Source organism: Saccharothrix sp., from assembly GCF_031180885.1.
Classification (GTDB): Bacteria; Actinomycetota; Actinomycetes; order Mycobacteriales; family Pseudonocardiaceae; genus Actinosynnema.
Window position 1 is genome coordinate 49,647 of record NZ_JAPSLK010000044.1, and the last position, 18,580, is coordinate 68,226.

An 18,580-nucleotide genomic window follows, 5' to 3' on the forward strand; every position below is an offset into this window, starting at 1 on the left:
GGACAACGGAGGAAGCGGCCGAGTACGCTCCAGATCGGACTCGTCGTTGGGCGGGGAGGTCACCGCGACAACGGTGACCTCCCCCGACAGCGAGTGCACCCGGACGTCGCCGGGCCCGGTCACGGCGTGCCTGCCGCGATCGCCAGCGAGACCTGCTCGGCCACCGCGCATGGATCGGTGGCGAAGCGGTTCTGGGTGACGGTAACCCCGGCTGTGCCGTTGGCCAGCGCGAAGATCGTCGCGCACGAGGGGACGCCGCTGTTGCCGGTGTAGGAGCGGATAAGCCCCTTCTTCCCGCGGAGGTCGAGGTCACGGGCGTTGGTGCGGTTGACGGTGTCCACCGAGATGTCGCCCGACTTGGCCCAGAACACCATCGTCAGGAACACCTTGCCCAGCGCGCCGGAGCCCTGCCCCTTCTCGTCGACCTTGGCCTCGACCGTTTCGTCGTTGGTGTAGCGACAGGCGGTCGCGAACTTGTCCTGCGAGCTGGCGGCCACCAGACGCGGCTTGGCGTCACCGGGGTGGCGCACCTCCTCCGGGAAGGACTTCCAACCCACCGCGCACGGGTCGAACGGCGCGGACACGCTCGCCGCGTCGGGCACCTTCTCCAGGTCACCCAGACGGACCGGGGCGTCCGCGCGGTCCTCGGCCCGCTCGGAGTCGGGTGTCGCGACCTTGGCCATGACCTTCTCGGCGGTGGCCTGCGCGGTGCCGCAGTCGGGGACCTGGATTGTCACGACCTGGACCAGACCGGGCTCGTCGACCTTGGTGTTGTCCGGTGTCACCGTGGTGGCCGGCTGCCACGGCACCTGGACCTGGCAGTTGATGCCGCGCTCGGTGATCGCGGCCTTTTGGCCGGCGATGGTCGCCGACGTCGTCCGCGATGTGGATCCGGTCGCCTGCGCGGCGGGGTCCTCGTCCATCGCGAAGATCACCTTGACGGTCTGGGACCTGGTCTTCTCCTTGACTGTCCCCGACGGCAACCGCACCTCGCAGCTGGAGGCCGACGTGGGGCGCAGCTGCGCTCCCTGGGTGTCCGCCGCGATCGGTGCGACCGCGCGGCACGGGTCGAGGCCGCCGAGTTCCAGCCGGGGGCTGCTGCGGTCGCCGTCCCGCCGGGGCAGCTCGCGCCACTGGCCGGCGGTCGCCGTCAGGTACTGGCGGGCGACGTCGCACGCGGCCTTGGCCGGCTTGGTGTCGCGTGACGCCGACGCCTGCACGCGCAGCTCGACCGCATAGAGGCCGCGCGCGTCGTCGGCGACGGCGAGCTGTGCGTCGACGTCGGCGGCCACGGTGCAGTTGCGCTCCGGGTCGTCGGTCGCCTTGTCCACGAACACCTCGACCCCGCCGAGGGTCTCCTGCGCTGCCTCGTTGCGGCGGGCCTGGTCGAACTCCGCGCCCACCTCCAGGTAAAGGTTGTAGTTGGAGGCGAAGTCACCGGTGTCGATCCGCAGCACGCAGTTGTCCAGGCCGTCCTTGTCGGGCAACAGCTCATCCCCGGACGCCTTGCCGAACACCGACTCGACCGCTGCGGCGTCGTAGAGCAGGCCGCACGGGTCGACCTTCCGGAACTTCGTATACGCCTCGGCGGCGGCCCGGAACTCCTCCGGTACCGCCGGGTCCACCACGTCCTCCTGCGCTGCGGACGGCGGGGGAGCGGTGTCGAACGACTGGTCGCCGCCTCCGGTACAGGCGGCCAACATCAGCAGCGCGGCGCCCAGCACGAGCGCCCTCACTGTATGGATCATCTCCGGAACCCCCGGTTGGACATGACATGGGTGAACCGCCGCGTCGGCGGTGAACAAGGTGTGGCGGCGCGCGGCCGCCCGGTCTTCGACAGTGGCGGGACGGTGCTAGGTCAGGTGCTGTGCGCCGCCGTGCCGGTGACCGGCGCCGTGCCTGCGCCGGGGCTGGTTCCGGCCGGTTCAGGCCATAGCGACAACACGAGCGCCAGCGCGATCACCAGAGTCGCGACGACGACGAGTACCCAGCGGGCCAGCGTCTGCACGCCCTCATCTCCGGTGCTCTCCAGCACCGGGATGCGTGGCGCGTTCTCGTGAAGGATGTCGTCCAGTTGTCGCTCGTCGAGCAACCGTGCCATTGCCACGTCCCCCAACGTGGTCAGACGAGTCGACGACGAGCTGACGTGCCCGCGGTCGACCCGTGCCCCCAAACGGCACCGCGGCGGGTGCCGATACAGCACCCGCCACCCGGGCCGCGCCATGGCGGGACCGGACGCCCGAGTGCCTGCTGGAGTGACCGCCTGAAGCGGCGTGTCGGCCGTGTCGAGCTGCGGGCCTCTCCAGCCCGTTCGATACCCCCTGTACCGAACGTAACATCGACCCTGCACGATCAGAGCAGGTGAAGTCAACTATCCGACCAATCACACCTAGAAGGCCAGCCCAAATGTCACACTGTGTAATCGCGCGTTGGCCTGACGTTCGGGGATCACCGTCCCCGTCTTTTGTCACTCTAAGTACCTACTTAGAGTGGCAAGCCAGTCCAGCTGAGCGTGGCCAAGTGGCTCAGCCTCGCGCCACTCGTGCAGGCGCACTTGCGACACCCGGAGCTCGTGCCGGGGGCAGCGGGTGGGCGTACCAGCGAGGCCTCTGGTCGATGAAGAGCGGCCAGTGTCGGCCGCGAGGTCCACGGCGCGGAGGTGGCGGATCCAGACGGTGCGGTGGGCGGCGAGGTAGTCCCGCAAAGCGCTGTGGCGTGCCGAGGGCGCGAATTCGACCGGGTCGGCGTGGCAGGTCACGCAAGCTGCCCGGAAGAGCTCGACCGCGCCGCGTGGCGTCCGGTCCAGCGCCGCGGCGGGCAGCGTGAAGGCCGGCCACAGGCGGGTGGTCGTCGCGCCCACGCCTCCAGCCCTCGACGTGCCGGTCCAGCGCGGGCGCCGCGGCGGGCAGCGTGAAGGCCGGCCACAGGCGGGTGGTCGTCGCGCCCACGCCTCCAGCCCTCGACGTGCCGGTCCAGCGCGGCTGACCTACGCCGGTTATTCCGCTCGGCTAGGCATGATCGGTAAAGCTGATTCGGTGTGACATCGAATGAGTCGAACCCGCATCTGCGCTGGTAGGAACGTTGCGCACTGATCATCGACCTACCCGAAAATTGTTGGACTCCTTGGACAACGGTGTATGGTCGCAACGATCGCACCTTGGGCCGCCAACAACCCGGGGTGCGACATGCCAACGGCCGAGAAGCAGGTCAACGGGGCTGGCACCCCGCTGGCTTCCCGGCCGCGGCGATGGTCACCTCGTCTTGCGCGTGCGAGCGGCAGCGACTTGGAGACCGATGGCAAGAAGCCCGGCGGTCACGAAGATCGTCGGGCTTCCATCGTTCTGGCCTGACGCCACGACCGCGGCGACCTCCATCACGACACCCGAGCTACTCAGGACCTGGGCAACTCGCCTGCGGGACCACCGTGGTTCCGGTGGCTCCTCGCGGTCCTTCGATTCGTTCAAACTGCTGGCCTCCTGACCCACGCCGGAGGTGGACCCCGGGAGGGGACCGCTGTTGCCTCCGGCGAAGCGTGTGTACGAGCCAGAACCACCAGCGGGTCAGGAGATGCGGTCAAAACGATCAGCCGAACCTCGTAGGGCAAGACCCTACAGCGCTGGCCGCGTTGATTGGTGGTGGCGGCGACCGGTAGGTAGATCAATAACCGGTCCTGCACCTGGGGTTGCGTCTAACCCGACGTGCCCCATCGGCGAACGCGGTGGCGCCGCCGAGGTCCAGAAATGCGGCATCCAGAGTGAACTAAGTCACCGTGTCACCGCTCCACCTGCGCTAATGAGCCCGGTCCGGCCTGGTGCTAGGACGGGGCGACAACTGTCGCCGGTCTCGTACCCGACGCTGCGCGGACGCTCGGCCCACGCCGCCCATGCCGTGCAACCGAACGATCTTTCTGGGGTCAACCTTGGACAACGACTGAGGTTGTCTCCAACACTGGAAGATCCGGCGCTACACCACCGCACGGCTGTCACCAGCGAGAACAACACGATGCCGACCCCCAAGCGGCGAAGCGGGTGGTCTTGGGCGGGCCCGAGCCAGACGGTGTCGACGCGTAGACCTTGTCGTCAGTGCGTAGGTGGCCGTACGGGTAGACCTCGACTCCGCCCAGGTAGGTGCGGGCAAGGACCTTGCCACCACCGATTCGCTTGAGGTGGTTGTCGATCAGGGTTGCCGGTCGGCCACCAAGGTGGTGCAGGCCTTTGGGGCGTTCGGAGATCGCTACGTGCGCATCACCAAGCAACTCCTCGCTGCGGTCCTCTGCTGGAGCGGCGCACCTTCGATGACCGCCCAGTTGGAGGCGGACGCCCAGCGGCCAGGTCGCACAGCACGCGGCCGTTCTCCAGCACGCCGAGCGGCGTGGGTCAGGCAGCGGAGAGCAGTTGGAGCACCGCCGTCACGGTATCGGGGAGGGTCTCGCGGACCGGGGCGCCGTGCCGCCGGGCGATGTACGCCCGCTGCTGGCCGGAGCAGGAGGAGCTGCTCAACCGGGTCTGCTTCTGGACGTCCCGCGAGCCGATCCGCCGGCTCCAGGAGTGGACGGAGCGGTGGGGGAGCGGCCCCGCGGAGGTGGCCGACATGCACCCGGCACTCGTCCGGCTGGTCCGCGGCGGCCAAGAGTTCGCCGACGTCGTGGGCCCGGACCGCGTCGAGCGGGTCGACGACCATGATGGGGAGTTCGGTCAGCACGCGCAGCGCGTCCCGGTCGTGCTGCGGGGTGAGCGCGTAGGCGTGGGTGAGCGCCGCGGCCGGGACGGCCAGCGAGTAGCCGTCCTCCATAGAGGCCCAGACGACACCGCGGACGAAAGGGTGTCCCAGAGCGAAGCGGGTGATGGCGGCGGTGTCGAGCACGCCGGGGGGAGCGTCCCCGCCCGAGCTGCGGCAGCCCGACGACCCTGCGTCGCAGGACCCGCCGCCCGACGCGGGCAGGAGCGCGGAAAGGCGGTCAGCCTGTCGGCCAGGGCCTGCTCGACCGAGGCCCCGACTTCCACCACCAGGTCGAACTCGGTGACCTTCAACAGCCGGGCCACCTGCTGGCCGTCCGGGACCACGACCACCAGCCGCCCGCCGCGCCCGGTCGCGTCGCCGTGGGCGCGGATCAGTACGGTCAGCCTGGCAGATCCCACAACGACAGGAGCCGGTGACGACCTTCCGGTCGTGTCGGCCCCTGTCGGCCACCAGGGGATCCCGGATCACGACGGCTGCGTCCTCACCGACCGTGGCGCGGTCTCCCACCACGAGGAACGGAACGAACCACTCCCATGATCTCCCACCGTGAGGCCCGGTTCGGCCAAGACATCGTCCGGCTGCGCAGGGACGAACTCGAACTACTGAGACAACTCGTGCGGGAAGCCCGGGAACTCGGTGACGACCGGCTCGCCGCGCTCGGCATGCGACGGGACGAGGTGGACGACCTGCACGCCGTAGTGCGCACCGTGCACGACCAACTCGCCGACACCAACTGCACCACCCTCGACGTGATGCTCGGGGCCACGGCTACATCACCCGCGGCGACTCCTCCCGGGCCGACCGGTCTTTCGCGAGTGACCGGCATGCTGTCGCAGGCGACGGCCCTCCGGCTACCCGGCCTGATCCAGCACCTACGAGACTGGCTCGCGGACCCGGAGCTGGGGCTTCGCACTGGCAGCGGCCCGGCCGATCTCGACGACCTCGCCGCTCGGTTTCCGAATCCCATGACCCGCTGATGTGGGCGATCCGGCCCCACCGGCGCTCCAGCACGTTCGGGTCGCCGGCCGGGATGCTCCAGCCATGAAGCGCACGCCGTGCGCCGGCTGGCCCCGCCGGGCAGCCGCCCGGTGCTCTCTGAGGCCCATCCTGATGCCTGCGAGGCGTCATCGGGGTGTCAGGGGCAGGGCGTCGGTCGCCTGTCAGCGGCGCAGCGGTCCGGTAGCCCGGCGTCCGGGCCAGCGGAGCCGTCGTTATGCGGGTGGGCCGATGCGGTCGGGTGAATTCCGCCGCCGCCGGCCCGCGCAGCGGCCCGGCGGTGCCACGCTGTGCGCCATCAGCCGGCCGAAGGAGGACCTCCGCGCGCGCAATGCCGGGCAGCCAAAGCCCGAGACGCAACGGGAGCAGCCGATTCGGGGGACGGCGACCGCCTGGCACCGGCGTGCAACCGTCACCCACTCTCCCTTCCCACCCCGTCAGCGGCGGCGCCACGACACCGCAGAGCCCTTGGAACCCGGGGCCGGAGGAGGGCAGATGGTCCTGTGCTGCTCGGGTTCGGGTGGCGAGCCCGACAGAGGCCGCGCCCGTTCTGGCTGCCGAACCCACCGCAGTGCGTATGGAGCTGCAGAGGAAGTTTCACCTCACCGACGCCGATACGGCCGACGGTCTTTACTAGGACAGCACCACCGCTGACTGGCAGAACTGGCAGCTACCGGGAACCTCCACCGTCTGGTCCGACGAGCCCTCCGCATACGACGCGTTCCTGGACAGGATCCTGAGCCTCCAGCAGTGACCGGCGAAATCCCGCCCCACCCTGCCGATGTCCCGCCCGGCCTCCCTCCCTCCGCCGGACGCCACCGCGTTGGTCGCAATGCGGGCTCGCCGTGCCGTGCACTGACCGCCAACTCTTCGGTCGTCATATCGGAGGTGCTTGCGCAACTCCGTCTGCGCGAGTTCGTGGTGGCCAACGTCGGCCCGCTGCTGGTCAAGGCCGCTCGCCTGGCTAACCGGCGCGTGTCTGCCAGCCCGTACCAGGCTGTTACGGTGGCCAGCGGGCCCTCCCTAGCCGGTGCCGGACGAACCCCCTACAGCCGCATCACCTGGCCGCGTGCCTCGCACACGATCGTCCGAACCGTCCACTCGGAACCGTTCCCGCACCAGACTTGTCCGGATTCACGTGCTGGGTCGATTGAGATGGGCGGCCACGGCCCAGTTCTCGGCGCCTTGCCGGGCTTTTGCGACAATGATCAGCTTGTTGAGTCGCTTCGCCTTGTCGATCCATTCCGGGCTGGTGTTGATTGTTCCTTGGTAGAACAGGGCGACCCCGGCCCCGGTGGGAGACGGACCGCGTACAGCGCCGGTGAGGGTGACGAAGCGCGGGTCGCTGGGAAGGCGACTGGCGGGGCCGAGTGTGACGGTCCAGTCGACGTCGACGCCGATTTCGTCGAGACGGTTCAGATCGGTGATCTGGCGGAACCGTTGCAAGGGCAGGCCCTCGGCCCAGGTGTTGACCGACGTGACTCCGTCCTCGGACAGTACGTGTAGTTCGTGTGTGGGGATGCAGATCAGCACGGGGGTGCCGACCGGGGTGAACCCGGTCTGGGTGTTCATGTCCGACCCCACCCGGTCCCGCCACGGTCCGTTCGCCAGATCCTCGACACGGCCGGTGTAGGGGGTGCCGGGTTCCGCTGCACGGCGGGTTTTGCCGGTGGTGCGACCGTCATGGCGGGCCCGCTTTTTCGCCATACGACTGATTCTCCTTGACAGTGCTGGTGAGAAGGACGCGTGGCAGGAAGAGGCATGCGGTGCACGTCCGGCCGGTCAAAGGACTCGGAACCGGGATCCTACCGGGACCATCCGCCTCGCTAGGGTCTCCCGCCAAGCGCGGTAGATCTATCACCGAAGCGGACACGAGGGGCCGGAGGCGGTCCGATCGGCCCGACGGCGTAACCAGCGCCTCTCGGCGGCCGATACATCCCCTAGTCGAGTCTGGGGGCCACGATGAACGGTGGAGGCGTAGCGGAGGGGCGGCGCTATCGCGCGGTGGTACTGGCAGTGCTGGGCCTGGTCTTGGCCGGGGCGACGAACGTCCTGATCGCCGTGACGGACGCGGTGACCTGGCCGTGGTGGCTGGCGGCGGGCTGTCTCGCGGTGGCGTGGCGAGCCGGCCACGTGTGGTCGAGGCCGTTCACCGGGACGCCGGGCGGCGTCGAAGGAGTTCCGGCTGACGACCACGCCTCCTCGTCGTGGCGGGTGTCTGTGGGCGGATCACCGGACGGACGGACCTGACTTGCCCACGAAGGGGCATTGTGCGGCGCCGGATGCACGAACAGCAGACCCAACGAGCGCCCGTGTCCGCGACGTCAACCGCGGGCACGTCGCAGCGCAGCAACTCGCCAGGCTGCTGCCCGCGCTCGCCGAGCACGGCCGACCCCCTGCCGGGAGTCCGCGTCGCGGGCCGGACCGTCGTCGACCTCGACGGTCTGACCGTCGGAGGTTGGCTGGAACGCAAGCATCTCGCCCGGCCCGCCGCGGGCCGATCCCACCCAACGTCGAAGTCCTGCAACGGCAACTCGACGACGCACACGCCCGCAACGCCCGACTCGAAGCCGACAAGAAGACCCTTCAAGGCCGCATCGACACCCTCGCGGCAATCATCACCGAGCTGACCTACCAGGCCGAATACGAGAAGATCATCACCATGCCGACGCGCCGTCGCAGGTCAGGAGTCCGCACGCATGGCGGCCGTTAGAGTGCAGCTCGTGGATCCGGCCGAAATCCTGTCGTCCTCCCGCCGCTGGATGACGGCGGGGCTGGCCGCGTTCTCGCGCAACGACGGGTCCGAGGACTTCGCCGTCCACCACGTCGGCGTCGCCATGGAACACCTGCTCAAGGCATACCTGGCATCCCTGCACCCCGCTCACATCGTCGAAGATAAGAACTGGGAGTCCCTACTTCACGCCACCGGCCACGCCGACCGCTCGCGGATCTCCCGTTCGCGAACCAAGACGATCGGGCTGAGCGTCGCCTTCGACCGTGTCAGGCGACTGATCCCCACGGTCACCGTCTCGACGCAGGAGTTCGAACCGGTCCTGGCTGCACGCAACGGCGTCGCCCACGTCGGCGACCACGACCAGGACGAGGTCCGGGCAGTGCTCACCACGGTCATCAGGCTCGCCATCCCCGTCCTGGCCGAGATCGAACAACTGCATGGCGTCGACGACTGGGCCGAGGACTACTGGGGCGACTACCGCCAGCTTCGAGACGACCTCCTCGACGAGCACACGACCGAGCTACGGCTCGCGCTCACTGCCAAGATCGCCCGCGCGAAGGCCAGGTTCCTCGATCGGCTGGCCGGGATCGAGGGCGCGCAGCGGGCGGCCTTGATCGAAGCTATTAGCGCTCACAACACCTATCCCTTCTCCGCCGAGCACGAGGATCGGGCCCGGTCCTGCCCTGTCTGCGAAGGCCGCGGATGGGTTCACGGTCAGGTTGCCTTCGCCTGGGGATCAGACGGTGAAGGTGGCGGCGAGCCCCACTTCGTCTTCTATCCCGACGCCTATGAGTGCGCTGCCTGCGGTCTCAGCCTCGGCTCCGAGGAGATGAAACTGCTCAAGCTCGACACAACGCCTACGAGCTGGTCGACGTGAACCCAGACGAATGGCTGGAGCCCGATGAGGACAGCTACCGGGACCGCTGACTCGGCGACGCACCCTGCGCTCAGCTCGCAAGCGCAATATCACTAAGGTCACCACGGCTGCGGTCCGACAGTTGTCGGTTGGGTGAGAGAACCCGCAGCCCTCACATGCGCGGTCTGCCCGACACACCGGACGGGCTGGCCGTGCGCCGAACGCTACTGTCCGATCCGGAATCGCGGGTACGCACCGCCGCGCGTCGGGCCGGCGTGCACGTCACCAACGGCCATGTCCTGGCCGCCCTGTCCGCCGCCGACGGCCGGGACGCCCCGAACCCGCCCTCGATGCCGGGACGTGCTGGACGACCCGGACCACAGGGTGCGGGCCACCGCGGTGATTGCGGGCATCCACCGCCAGGACGGCGCCCGGTGGAAGCGGGTGCTGGACGACCCGCACGCCGCCGTGCGCCGGGCCGCCGCCGTGCACGGCTACTTCACTCCGCGCTTCGTGTGGACGGCCCTGGCCGCCGATCCCGTGCACGGTGTGCGCAAGGCGGTCGCCGCCTCGCGCCACGCCCCCGCCGAAGTCCGCCGCAGGCTGCTGTCCGACCCGGATCCGGCCGTGGCCACCGCCGCCGCGACCCGCGACCCGCTGGCCGCACCCGTGCGGGTGCGCCCCACCCTGCCCGCCGACGCCGAACTCGCCCTGCCCGCCAGCCACAGCGCCGACCCCGGCCTGCGGCTGCTCGACCTGACCGTCGCCACGCTCACCTTCGACCGGCAGCGTCTCCTCGCCAAAACCGCCGCCCGTACGGACCCCGCTGCCCGCGATGCCGCCCGCGACCGGGCACTGCGCCTCCTGGGGCACGGTGAACACGCCCGACGGATCGCCGAGCGTTGGATCCGCTGGACCGACCTGTTCGCACTGCCCGCCCCGATCTCCGGGCTGGCCTGGGTAGCCGAACAACTCGCCGCGCCGTTCACCGCCCTTCCCGGCGCCGACGACCGCATCCGCGGAGCGCTGACCCTGTTCGACGCGGTCCTGGGCCTGACCGTCACCCCCGACACCGACCAGGGCCGGGCCGACCGCACGCTGCTGACCACCCCCTGGAAACAGGTGTGCCTGCCCCCGGAACACACCCCGACACCGTCTACGGCCCGCGGACACCCGAACTGCGCACCAGCCTGACCCACCTGACCCGCCGCCCCCGCACCGTCGCCGACGCCCTGCTCGTCGCGCGGCTGGAAACCGGCAACGACCGGTGGGCCGAGGCCGAGGCCAAGGCCGTCACCCTCGCTCCGGGCCCGCAGGAGCACGTCTACGCAGGACACCACCTGTTCTGGGACTGCGTGCTGGTGGCCGAACTCGCGACCGGCGAGCAGCCCACCGACCCGTTGCTGGCCGAGGCGATCTGGGGCGGCGCCGCCTGCATTGCCTGGGCCGACCGCCTGCCGCCCGCGGTCGCCGAGGTCCTGACCGGGCCGTGGACCACCGCAGGACTGCCGATACCCACCCGGCGGTGACGGCTCACCGACCACGCTGGGCGACCTGATGGCAGGTCGACGCGGTCGACGCGCCCCTCGCGTACGAGTGGCCGAGTTCTCGCCCTGGCCGTCGCATCACCACGTAGCAGCACCACTGGGGCAGCCGCGCCCACTCCTCCACCGGGGGCACCACCACCCGCTCCCAGTCGCCCACCTCCACGCCCGGCCCGAGCAACCGGTTCAGCGCGGCCTCGGCGACGTCGGTGTCCGGCACGTACACCCCGCGCTCCAGCTCCCACGCCAGCACCGCCGCCACCCGTCCCGTGTCCAACGCCGGGGCCCCGCCGCGCAGGCCGACCACCGCGTGCGCGGCGGCCATCAACGTCCAGCACCACTCCTGGCCGTCCTGACGGACCAGGGACCGCTGCCGTCCCACCTCGCGCAGAGCACGCGGGAACCCGACTCGGAACCGCGTCAGCAGCCGATCCGCGCGGCCGCCGCGTCGGCCGCGGCCGGCCCCAGCGACGCGGAGATACCCGGACGGGCAGGAGGTTCGCGGGCATGATCGTCGTCTCCTCGTTGTGCAGCACAGTGGCATGCCGATGTCACCCGGCGATGCGGGTGTCGAGGTCGTTGCAGTCCCCGCCCCGGTGCCGGTGCCGCCACCGAGGCGCTGCCCTGGCCCGCACGAGGCGAGGGACGAACCTGCTCCGGACCAGCCTAACCACCCCCGGCCGGCTGGGGCGTGGCGGAGAACTTCTGCGAGATGCGGCGGGCGGAGGCAGCGCCGCAGGCCGTCTACATGGTCGGGTTCGCGGCCTGCGCGATTCCACCTCACGATGGATGAGCGCAGGCTGCAGGAGGTGAGCCAGGGTGCCAGGTACGCGGGCAATCGACGCGCTGCCGCAGATCGCCCCGATGCTCGCGGTCGCAGGCGAGCCGCCGACGGGTCCGGGCTGGGCCACGGAGTTCAAGTGGGACGGAACCGGGCGGGTTCGAGCATTCCCGCAACGGTCTACAGGGGAACCCGCCTGTCGAGTCAATCGAAGTCGTCGCTGCGCTGGTCGGGCTCGCTCGTACTTCGACGAAGTCATGCTCCGGTGTCGGTGCCCCGCGCCACCGCTTCTCGCCAGCTGGTGAGGTTGTTGCGGGTGGTCAGGGTGCTGGGGTGGTTGGGTCCCAGGACCCGGAGCTGGTCTGCCAGCAGCGCCTCGTACTCGGTGACCGCGCCGGCCGGGTCACCGGCCCTACCCCGCCAGGAGGCGAGGTTGTTGCGGGTGGTCAGGGTGTCGGGGTGGTTGGGTCCCAGGACCCGGAGCCCGTCTGCCAGCAGCGCCTCGTACTCGGTGACCGCGCCGGCCGGGTCACCGGCCCTACCCTGCCAGCGGGCGAGGTTGTTGCGGGTGGCCAGGGTGTCGGGGTGGTCGGGTCCCAGGACCCGGAGTTGGTCGGGCAACAGCGCCTCGTACTCGGCGACCGCGCCGGCCGGGTCACCGGCCTCAGCCCGCCAGTGGGCGAGGTTGTTGCGGGTGGCCAGGGTGTCGGGGTGGTCGGGTCCCAGGACCCGGAGCTGGTCTGCCAGCAGCGCCTCGTACTCGGTGACCGCGCCGGCCGGGTCACCGGCCTCACCCCGCCAGGAGGCGAGGTTGCTGCGAGTGGCCAGGGTGTGGGGATGGTCGGGTCCCAGGACCCGGAGCTGGTCTGCCAGCAGTGCCTCCAACTCGGTGACCGCGCCGGCCGGGTCACCGGCCCTACCCTGCCAGCGGGCGAGGTTGTTGCGGGTGATCAGGGTGTCGGGGTGGTCGGGTCCCAGGACCCGGAGTTGGTCGGGCAACAGCGCCTCCAACTCGGCGACCGCGCCGGCCGGGTCACCGGCCTCAGCCCGCCAGTGGGCGAGGTTGTTGCGGGTGATCAGGGTGTCGGGGTGGTCGGGTCCCAGGACCCGGAGCCGGTCTGCCAGCAGCGCCTCGTACTCGGTGACCGCGCCGGCCGGGTCACCGGCCTCACCCCGCCAGGAGGCGAGGTTGCTGCGGGTGATCAGGGTGTGGGGATGGTCGGGTCCCAGGACCCGGAGCTGGTCTGCCAGCAGCGCCTCGTACTCGGTGACCGCGCCGGCCGGGTCACCGGCCTCAGCCCGCCAGTGGGCGAGGTTGTTGCGGGTGGCCAGGGTGTCGGGGTGGTCGGGTCCCAGGACCCGGAGCCGGTCTGCCAGCAGCGCCTCGCACCCGGTGACCGCCCCGGCCGGGTCACCGGCCTCACCCCGCCAGGAGGCAAGGTTGCTGCGGGTGGTCAGAGTGTGGGGATGGTCGGGTCCCAGGACCCGGAGCTGGTCTGCCAGCAGCGCCTCGTACTCGGTGATCGCGCCGGCCGGGTCACCGGCCTCACCCTGCCGGCGGGCGAGGTTGCTGCGGGTGGTCAGGGTGTCGAGGTGGTCGGGGCCCAACTGTGAGTCGGTGTGGTTGTGGAGGGTGTGCCAGTAGGCGATGGCGGCGTGGACTTGGCCGCTGACGCCCAAAGAGTTCCCTGCGCGTTTGAGTACGTCGTGGAGTGAGGGGGTGAGCAGGGCGGCGGTGGTGTGGGCGTGGAGGGTGGTGGTGTTGGAGCGCAGGGCTTGGGCGAGGTCGGGGTGGAGGGTGTCGATGTCGGGCCAGATGGTGTGAAGGGCGTCGGCGGAGGTGCGGACGAGCGTGTGGAGCCGTTTGGGGGTGAGGGTGTCGCGGACGGTGCGTTGGACCAGGGCGTGCACCGCGACCGCCCGTGCATGGCGGTCAGGGGTGAGGGTGATCAGGTTGAAGCGGTGTAGTCGGGTCAGTCCGTCGTGGACGTCGTCGGGGTCGACCGGCCTGCCGGTGAGGGTGGTGAGGTGGTCCAGGACGGGTGGGGCGGTGAACGCGGTGAGGGGGATGCCGTTGGGGTCGAGCAGGGCGGCGATCTCCAGCAGCGGGCGGGCCAGTCCCGCGCCGCGCGGTCGGGCCGGGTCGTCGGCGCGGTCGGCGCGGTCGATGGACACCGCCCAGGTGACGGCGATGGTGGCCTGGTGTTCGGGTAGGGCGTGTTCGGGTGGGGTGAGTTCGGCCAGGGTGCGGCGCTTGTCGGCCAGCATCGCCCGGTAGGCGGTGACGGTGAGCAGTGGCTGGTCGACCAGGTAGGCGGCGGCCTGGCTCAACGCCAACGGCAAGCACCCCAACTCATCCGCCAACCCCGCGAGCTTGTCCCGGTCACCGCCGTCCGTAGTGCCGGCCAGGGCCTCGGTGAGGTAGGCCAGGGCTTCGTGGGGGGTGAACACGTCCAGTTCGATCACCCGGTGGCCGCGGCGTCCCACCACCGCGTCGCGCCGCCGGCTGGTGACCACGACCTGACCGCCGCTACCGGGTGGCGGGTCCAGGCCGCGCAGATCGGCCGGGTCCTGCACGTCGTCCAGCACGATCAGCCAGCGGCGCGGCGTGGCGGCCAGCCACTCCCGGAACCGGCCCGCCGCCTGCTCGGGCGGCCGGTCGGCAATTAGCGGGTCCTGTTCGACCAGCACCCGCGTGGCGGCTTCGGCGTAGGCGGTCACGATCGCGTCGCGCGAGAGCGCGGACACCCACACCGCGACGTCCACCACCGGGTCGGCCCAGACCGACCAGGCGTGGCGGGCGGCCAGCTGCGACTTGCCCACCCCGCCCAACCCCGACACGACCACGCCGGCGTGCTGCGGCGCGCCGACCACGACCGCCGCGCGTCCAGAGGTCAATACCTCGACCAGCAAGGCGTATGCCCGGCGGTCCTGATGGTGGTCGGCTGGGGGCGGCGGAACGCCGACCCGTACCGGCCACGCCACCCGCGCCCGGTCGCCGTGGTGGACCGTGACCGTGCTGTCGCGGCCGGCTTGTACGACCACGGCGTGTCCGGACGCGGTCGCGTCCTGGCCCACCCTGTGCCCGTCACCGCCACCCGCGGCACTGTCGGTCGTCACGCGCGCACTCCAGTTCGACCGGAGCATGGACCGGCTTCCAGAACACCTTGGCGTCCCGCACGTTCGCGCGCACCGCACGAGTGCGGACCGCAGCCAGTTCCAGCCCGGTGGACCCCCGAGCCTCGTGTCGTCAGGGTGAGGGGGTGAGGTCGTCGGGGGTGAGATCGGGGCGCAGGCGTTGCACGGTGGGCCGGAGTCGGTTGGAGAAGGCCAGGACCGCGCCTTCCGCGCGGACCTCCACCACGAGGCTGGGGTGCACCGGCAGGTACTCGGTGCCTGCGCCGGCGCCGAACAGGCCGGTGGAGATGGTTCGTGGCGCGTCGCCGGTGGTGGTTACCAGGTGGCCGGCCGGTGTCCGCAGGTTCTGCGGCAGCGGGTGGGACAGGCCGATCCGGCGCAGCCGGCCGTGGGCGTCGGGACGGGCGAGGACCAGCTCGCTGGGGTGTTCGGGCGGGCCGGTGACGCCGATGACGACCGCGTCGACCACCACGTGTTGCCTGACCTTGATCCAGTCGCCACCCCGCCCGGCCCGGTACGGGCGGTCCAGGCACTTGGCCACCAGGCCCTCGATGCCCACGACGGATACGGCCGGCCGCATCCAGGCCAGCGCCTGCTCGCGGTCGGTGGTGCTGGGCACCAGCTGCAGCGGCGGGGCCACCGCGGTCATCACCTCCTCCAGGCGGGCACGCCGATGCGCGTACGGCCGGTCGCGCAGATCGTGCTCGTCGTGGGCCAGCAGGTCGAAGGCGACGTAGTAGACCACCACCCCGGCGACAGACCTGCGGTGTGCGCCGGCGGCGAGGGCGACGAAGTCCAGGCGTCCCTCCCGCAGCGCGACGATCTCGCCGTCCAGCACGACGTCGCCCAGCGGGCGGGCGGCGGCGACCAGCTCGGGGAAGCGGGCGCTGAGGTTGGTGCCGCGCCGTGATTGCAGGACGCCCTCGCCGCTGAACAGCAGCCCACGCCAGCCGTCGAGCTTCGGCTCGAACGCCAGCCGTGCGTGTGCGGTCGAGCGGGGCACGTGCCGCTGGGCGCTAGCCAGTGCCGGCTCGACCGGAGGGCGCAGGACTGCCACGCCGCGGCCCGCGCCGTCAGCGCGCCGGGGACGGGTGGACGTGGTGCGGTGGGGTCATGGGGCCTCCGTCCTCGGCGGGGACCGTCCGGACGGGCGGGTCGTGCAGACTTGGGCGGCACGACGATGGCGATGCTAGGCCGACCGGGTGAAGATCGCCGGTTCGGGCGGCCGGCCCCCAGGGCCGATCGCGTCCCGGACGCGACCACCGTCCGGCGCAGCGCGGACCGCCCGGTTCCCTTCTCGGCGCGGTCAGGCGCTGGTGGGTTGTCCGGTGAAGTGTTCGGTGTGGGCGGCGTGGACGTAGCGGACCGCGGTGGCGGTCGCGATGCCGAACACGCGCATCAGCTGGACGGGGTCGCTGGTGTGGTCGGCCTCGTCGAGGATGCGGTCCGCGCGCAGCCGGCCCGCGCTGATGCCGACCGCGCGGAACGGCCCTTCCAACCCGTAGCGGCTCATGTGGCCTGGTTGAGGGCGGTGGGGTGGCTGAGGAGGAGCTGGGTTGGTGGTGTGCGGCCGGAGTGTGGCGCGGCTGAGCAGCCACGTGGTCATGAACTCGGCGACCAGGGCGCCCAGGGTGATGGTGAACGGTCCGGCGGTGCGGCGCACGGTCAGCGCGCACCACACGGCGTCGTAGCCGACCAGCCGCAGCCTGCGCAGTTCCTCGACGGTCACGGCGTGGACGGCGACCAGCGCGAGCACCAGAGGTCCGCGCGGGTCGGGCACGCGGTCGAGCAGTCCGCGCAGCCGATCGGTCGGCAGGCCGCGGGGCAGCACGCGGGCGAAGTGGCCGGTGATCCCGCGCGCGGGTGCCGCACGCCATGTGCAGCTGAGCCGCGCGACCCGCGCGCGGACGGGCCAGGTAGGTACCGTGAGGACGAACCGGTGCACGACCGAACGGGGCGGAGGTGCGGACCGTGGACCTGGACCTGACCGAGGCGAATGCGTTCGGCGCGCGACTACGGGAGATCCGCGAGTGGCGCCAGATGAGCCAGGAGACCCTGGCTGGCCTGGCCGGATACAAGAGCCAGGCGTCGATCTCCCGACTGGAGAGCGGCCAGGCCGAAGTCCCCAACCGCAACAAGCTGGAACTCCTGGCGGACGCGCTGCGCTGCGCGGTGGAGGACCTGATCGACCGGCCGTGGAAGCGGGAGCCCGACCCCAAGGCGCACGCTGGCCTGGTGGCGGTGGAACACGCGCTGGACACCTACGAATTCGGGACGGACACCGGCGTTCCGGTGCGCGACTGGGCCGAGGTCCAGGCGGACGTGAACCGCCTGGTGCTGCTACAGCACCAGTTCGCCGACTACATCGGCCAGGGGGAACTGGCACCGAAGCTCATGGCCGAGCTGCACGCGGCCTACGTCCGCCGGCCGGAGCTGCGGCGGGAGGTCCTGCTGGGCCTCATCGTGGCTTACTCCTCGGCGGCCTGGGTGGCCAAGCGGCTCGGCAACGGGCGCGGCTGGTCGGTGATGGCCACGAAGGAAGCCAAGCGCTGCGCCGACGAACTGGGATTGCCGCAGTGGCGGGGGTACACGGCATGGCTGCGCGCGGACGCCACCGGCTCCACCGACCGCGAAGTGCAGTACCGGCGGGCCGTGAGCGCCGCGGACGAACTTCGCCCGGCACTGGACCACCCGGAAACCCTTCAGGCGTACGGCATGTTGAACCTGTCCGCCGCGCTGGCGGCCGCCACGAAGGCCAAGCCCGACCGCGACACCGCGACCACCCACCTGGCCGAGGCCGCCGACGTCGCCCGACGCCTGGACCAGGAGGTGGGCGAGTTCGCGCACATGCTGTTCGGCACGGTCAACGTGGGCATCTGGACGACGTCGATCAACCTGGAGCTGGGCGAACGCGGCAAGGTCGCCGAGATCGCCCGCACGGTGAACATCGACGCCATCGAATCCCCGTCGCGTCGCGCCGAATTCTACGCTGACGTCGGTCGCGCGCTTCTGCTGGAGAAGGGCAAGCGGGACAAGGGCTTGGAGCTGCTGCTGAAGGCCGAAGACCTGGCACCCCAGCGTGTCCGCCATGACCCACTGGTGCGAGAGGCGGTGCGCGGTCACGTCCGCTGGGTGAAGCGCGACGCGGTCGGAATCCGCCTGCGCGGCCTTGCCTCCCGAATGGGCCTGCGCCTTACCACCATCGGGTGAACCGCACGCCAATATGATTTTGAAACATATTCGGCGTTCAAGCAGGTCATAGCCTCCCCCTTCGTGAATGGAGGGCGGTACATACCGCGGAGGGACGCTAACGGCGTACCGATCACGGAGGCCGTCCGCGTGGTCCAAGTCGAGGTGGACAAGCCAGGCGGCGCGTGGCCGGCCCGACTGGGACAAGCCGGGGTCGTCCACGACGTCGCCAGCATGGACACCACGCGGGCGGTTGTGCTGTTCGACCAGGAGTCGCTGCCGGTGCCGGTGTCCCCGTCCCGGCTCCGCGTGAGCGGACCGGAACCCGCCGGGGTGGTCTTCGCGCAGACTGTCGAGCACGTCCACTGGCACTGCTACCAGGTCGGGTACTGGCGCGGGGAACCGCGTCAACCCGAGTTGGCCTCCCGCGAGTGGCGCCTGCGCACAGCTCCGCAGACTGCGGTCCACGCGCCGTCGATGCTGGCGCACTGGGTTGCCCAGGCCGTCGACGGGAAGGGTGCGGAGTACGCGCTGTGGTCGCCGTCCGCCGACTCGTGGTTGCCCTTCGCCCGCGCGGACCTCATGGAGGTCGCGGTGTCGTG

At 70.9% G+C, this 18,580-nt stretch carries 16 protein-coding genes; 8 read left to right on the forward strand and 8 right to left on the reverse strand.

The window, feature by feature from the left end; translation table 11 throughout:
• Nucleotides 1-119: 119 nt before the first annotated feature.
• From RIN75_RS33105 to RIN75_RS33115, 3 genes are all read right to left on the reverse strand, one after another.
• On the reverse strand, nucleotides 120-1,748 hold the full coding sequence (locus tag RIN75_RS33105; protein ID WP_309116007.1) for a hypothetical protein: 1,629 nt from the start codon (nucleotides 1,746-1,748) through the stop codon (nucleotides 120-122).
• A gap of 110 nt (nucleotides 1,749-1,858) precedes the next feature.
• Nucleotides 1,859-2,101, reverse strand: a complete 243-nt coding sequence (locus RIN75_RS33110; RefSeq protein WP_309116008.1) for a hypothetical protein — start codon at nucleotides 2,099-2,101, stop codon at nucleotides 1,859-1,861.
• 2,275 nt (nucleotides 2,102-4,376) lie between these two features.
• Nucleotides 4,377-4,592: a hypothetical protein gene (locus RIN75_RS33115; RefSeq protein ID WP_309116009.1), complete on the reverse strand. Its 216-nt coding sequence runs from the start codon at nucleotides 4,590-4,592 to the stop codon at nucleotides 4,377-4,379.
• Nucleotides 4,593-5,273: 681 nt separating this feature from the next.
• Between RIN75_RS33115 and RIN75_RS33120 the strand changes: the two genes are divergently transcribed.
• Nucleotides 5,274-5,717, forward strand: coding sequence for a hypothetical protein (locus tag RIN75_RS33120; RefSeq protein WP_309116010.1), 444 nt, complete (start codon nucleotides 5,274-5,276; stop codon nucleotides 5,715-5,717).
• A gap of 1,153 nt (nucleotides 5,718-6,870) precedes the next feature.
• On the opposite strand, the gene RIN75_RS33125 is transcribed toward RIN75_RS33120, so the two are convergent.
• Nucleotides 6,871-7,443, reverse strand: coding sequence for a hypothetical protein (locus RIN75_RS33125; protein ID WP_309116011.1), 573 nt, complete (start codon nucleotides 7,441-7,443; stop codon nucleotides 6,871-6,873).
• Between the two features lie 297 nt (nucleotides 7,444-7,740).
• On the opposite strand from RIN75_RS33125, the gene RIN75_RS33130 reads away from it, so the two are divergent.
• The 5 genes from RIN75_RS33130 to RIN75_RS33150 all read left to right on the forward strand — a co-directional run bounded on the left by RIN75_RS33130 (nucleotide 7,741) and on the right by RIN75_RS33150 (nucleotide 10,855).
• Nucleotides 7,741-7,986: a hypothetical protein gene (locus tag RIN75_RS33130; RefSeq protein ID WP_309116012.1), complete on the forward strand. Its 246-nt coding sequence runs from the start codon at nucleotides 7,741-7,743 to the stop codon at nucleotides 7,984-7,986.
• Between the two features lie 208 nt (nucleotides 7,987-8,194).
• Complete coding sequence (locus RIN75_RS33135; protein WP_309116013.1) at nucleotides 8,195-8,449, forward strand: hypothetical protein; 255 nt, start codon at nucleotides 8,195-8,197, stop codon at nucleotides 8,447-8,449.
• Nucleotides 8,450-8,459: 10 nt separating this feature from the next.
• Nucleotides 8,460-9,347 carry a hypothetical protein gene (locus RIN75_RS33140; protein ID WP_309116014.1) on the forward strand — a complete coding sequence of 296 codons (888 nt, stop codon included), beginning with the start codon at nucleotides 8,460-8,462 and terminating at the stop codon, nucleotides 9,345-9,347.
• A 339-nt stretch (nucleotides 9,348-9,686) separates the two neighbouring features.
• Nucleotides 9,687-10,520 (forward strand): hypothetical protein, encoded by an 834-nt coding sequence (locus RIN75_RS33145; RefSeq protein ID WP_309116015.1) that lies wholly within the window; start codon nucleotides 9,687-9,689, stop codon nucleotides 10,518-10,520.
• Nucleotides 10,451-10,855 carry a hypothetical protein gene (locus tag RIN75_RS33150; RefSeq protein ID WP_309116016.1) on the forward strand — a complete coding sequence of 135 codons (405 nt, stop codon included), beginning with the start codon at nucleotides 10,451-10,453 and terminating at the stop codon, nucleotides 10,853-10,855. Before RIN75_RS33145 ends, RIN75_RS33150 begins: the two co-directional genes overlap by 70 nt.
• A gap of 4 nt (nucleotides 10,856-10,859) precedes the next feature.
• Here RIN75_RS33150 and RIN75_RS33155 read toward each other — a convergent pair whose 3' ends face one another.
• From RIN75_RS33155 to RIN75_RS33170, 4 genes are all read right to left on the reverse strand, one after another.
• Nucleotides 10,860-11,252: a hypothetical protein gene (locus RIN75_RS33155; protein WP_309116017.1), complete on the reverse strand. Its 393-nt coding sequence runs from the start codon at nucleotides 11,250-11,252 to the stop codon at nucleotides 10,860-10,862.
• Nucleotides 11,253-11,906: 654 nt separating this feature from the next.
• The gene (locus RIN75_RS33160; RefSeq protein WP_309116018.1) at nucleotides 11,907-14,771 is read right to left on the reverse strand and encodes a tetratricopeptide repeat protein; all 2,865 of its coding nucleotides are present in this window, start codon (nucleotides 14,769-14,771) and stop codon (nucleotides 11,907-11,909) included.
• Between the two features lie 130 nt (nucleotides 14,772-14,901).
• The gene (locus tag RIN75_RS33165; RefSeq protein WP_309116019.1) at nucleotides 14,902-15,846 is read right to left on the reverse strand and encodes a hypothetical protein; all 945 of its coding nucleotides are present in this window, start codon (nucleotides 15,844-15,846) and stop codon (nucleotides 14,902-14,904) included.
• 249 nt (nucleotides 15,847-16,095) lie between these two features.
• On the reverse strand, nucleotides 16,096-16,734 hold the full coding sequence (locus RIN75_RS33170; RefSeq protein ID WP_309116020.1) for a hypothetical protein: 639 nt from the start codon (nucleotides 16,732-16,734) through the stop codon (nucleotides 16,096-16,098).
• A gap of 26 nt (nucleotides 16,735-16,760) precedes the next feature.
• Between RIN75_RS33170 and RIN75_RS33175 the strand changes: the two genes are divergently transcribed.
• Together RIN75_RS33175 and RIN75_RS33180 are read left to right on the forward strand one after the other, a co-directional pair.
• Nucleotides 16,761-17,999 (forward strand): helix-turn-helix transcriptional regulator, encoded by a 1,239-nt coding sequence (locus tag RIN75_RS33175; RefSeq protein ID WP_309116021.1) that lies wholly within the window; start codon nucleotides 16,761-16,763, stop codon nucleotides 17,997-17,999.
• 129 nt (nucleotides 18,000-18,128) lie between these two features.
• Nucleotides 18,129-18,580 (forward strand): hypothetical protein (locus RIN75_RS33180; RefSeq protein ID WP_309116022.1); only part of this gene is annotated, 452 nt, incomplete at its 3' end.

What these genes read in the sequence shown, in the direction of transcription:
- RIN75_RS33125 (WP_309116011.1), bottom strand. Translation starts at nt 7,443, where the DNA reads ATGGCGAAAAAGCGGGCCCGCCATGACGGTCGCACCACCGGCAAAACC.
- RIN75_RS33110 (WP_309116008.1), bottom strand. Translation starts at nt 2,101, where the DNA reads ATGGCACGGTTGCTCGACGAGCGACAACTGGACGACATCCTTCACGAG.
- RIN75_RS33105 (WP_309116007.1), bottom strand. Translation starts at nt 1,748, where the DNA reads ATGATCCATACAGTGAGGGCGCTCGTGCTGGGCGCCGCGCTGCTGATG.
- RIN75_RS33115 (WP_309116009.1), bottom strand. Translation starts at nt 4,592, where the DNA reads ATGTCGGCCACCTCCGCGGGGCCGCTCCCCCACCGCTCCGTCCACTCC.
- RIN75_RS33120 (WP_309116010.1), top strand. Translation starts at nt 5,274, where the DNA reads ATGATCTCCCACCGTGAGGCCCGGTTCGGCCAAGACATCGTCCGGCTG.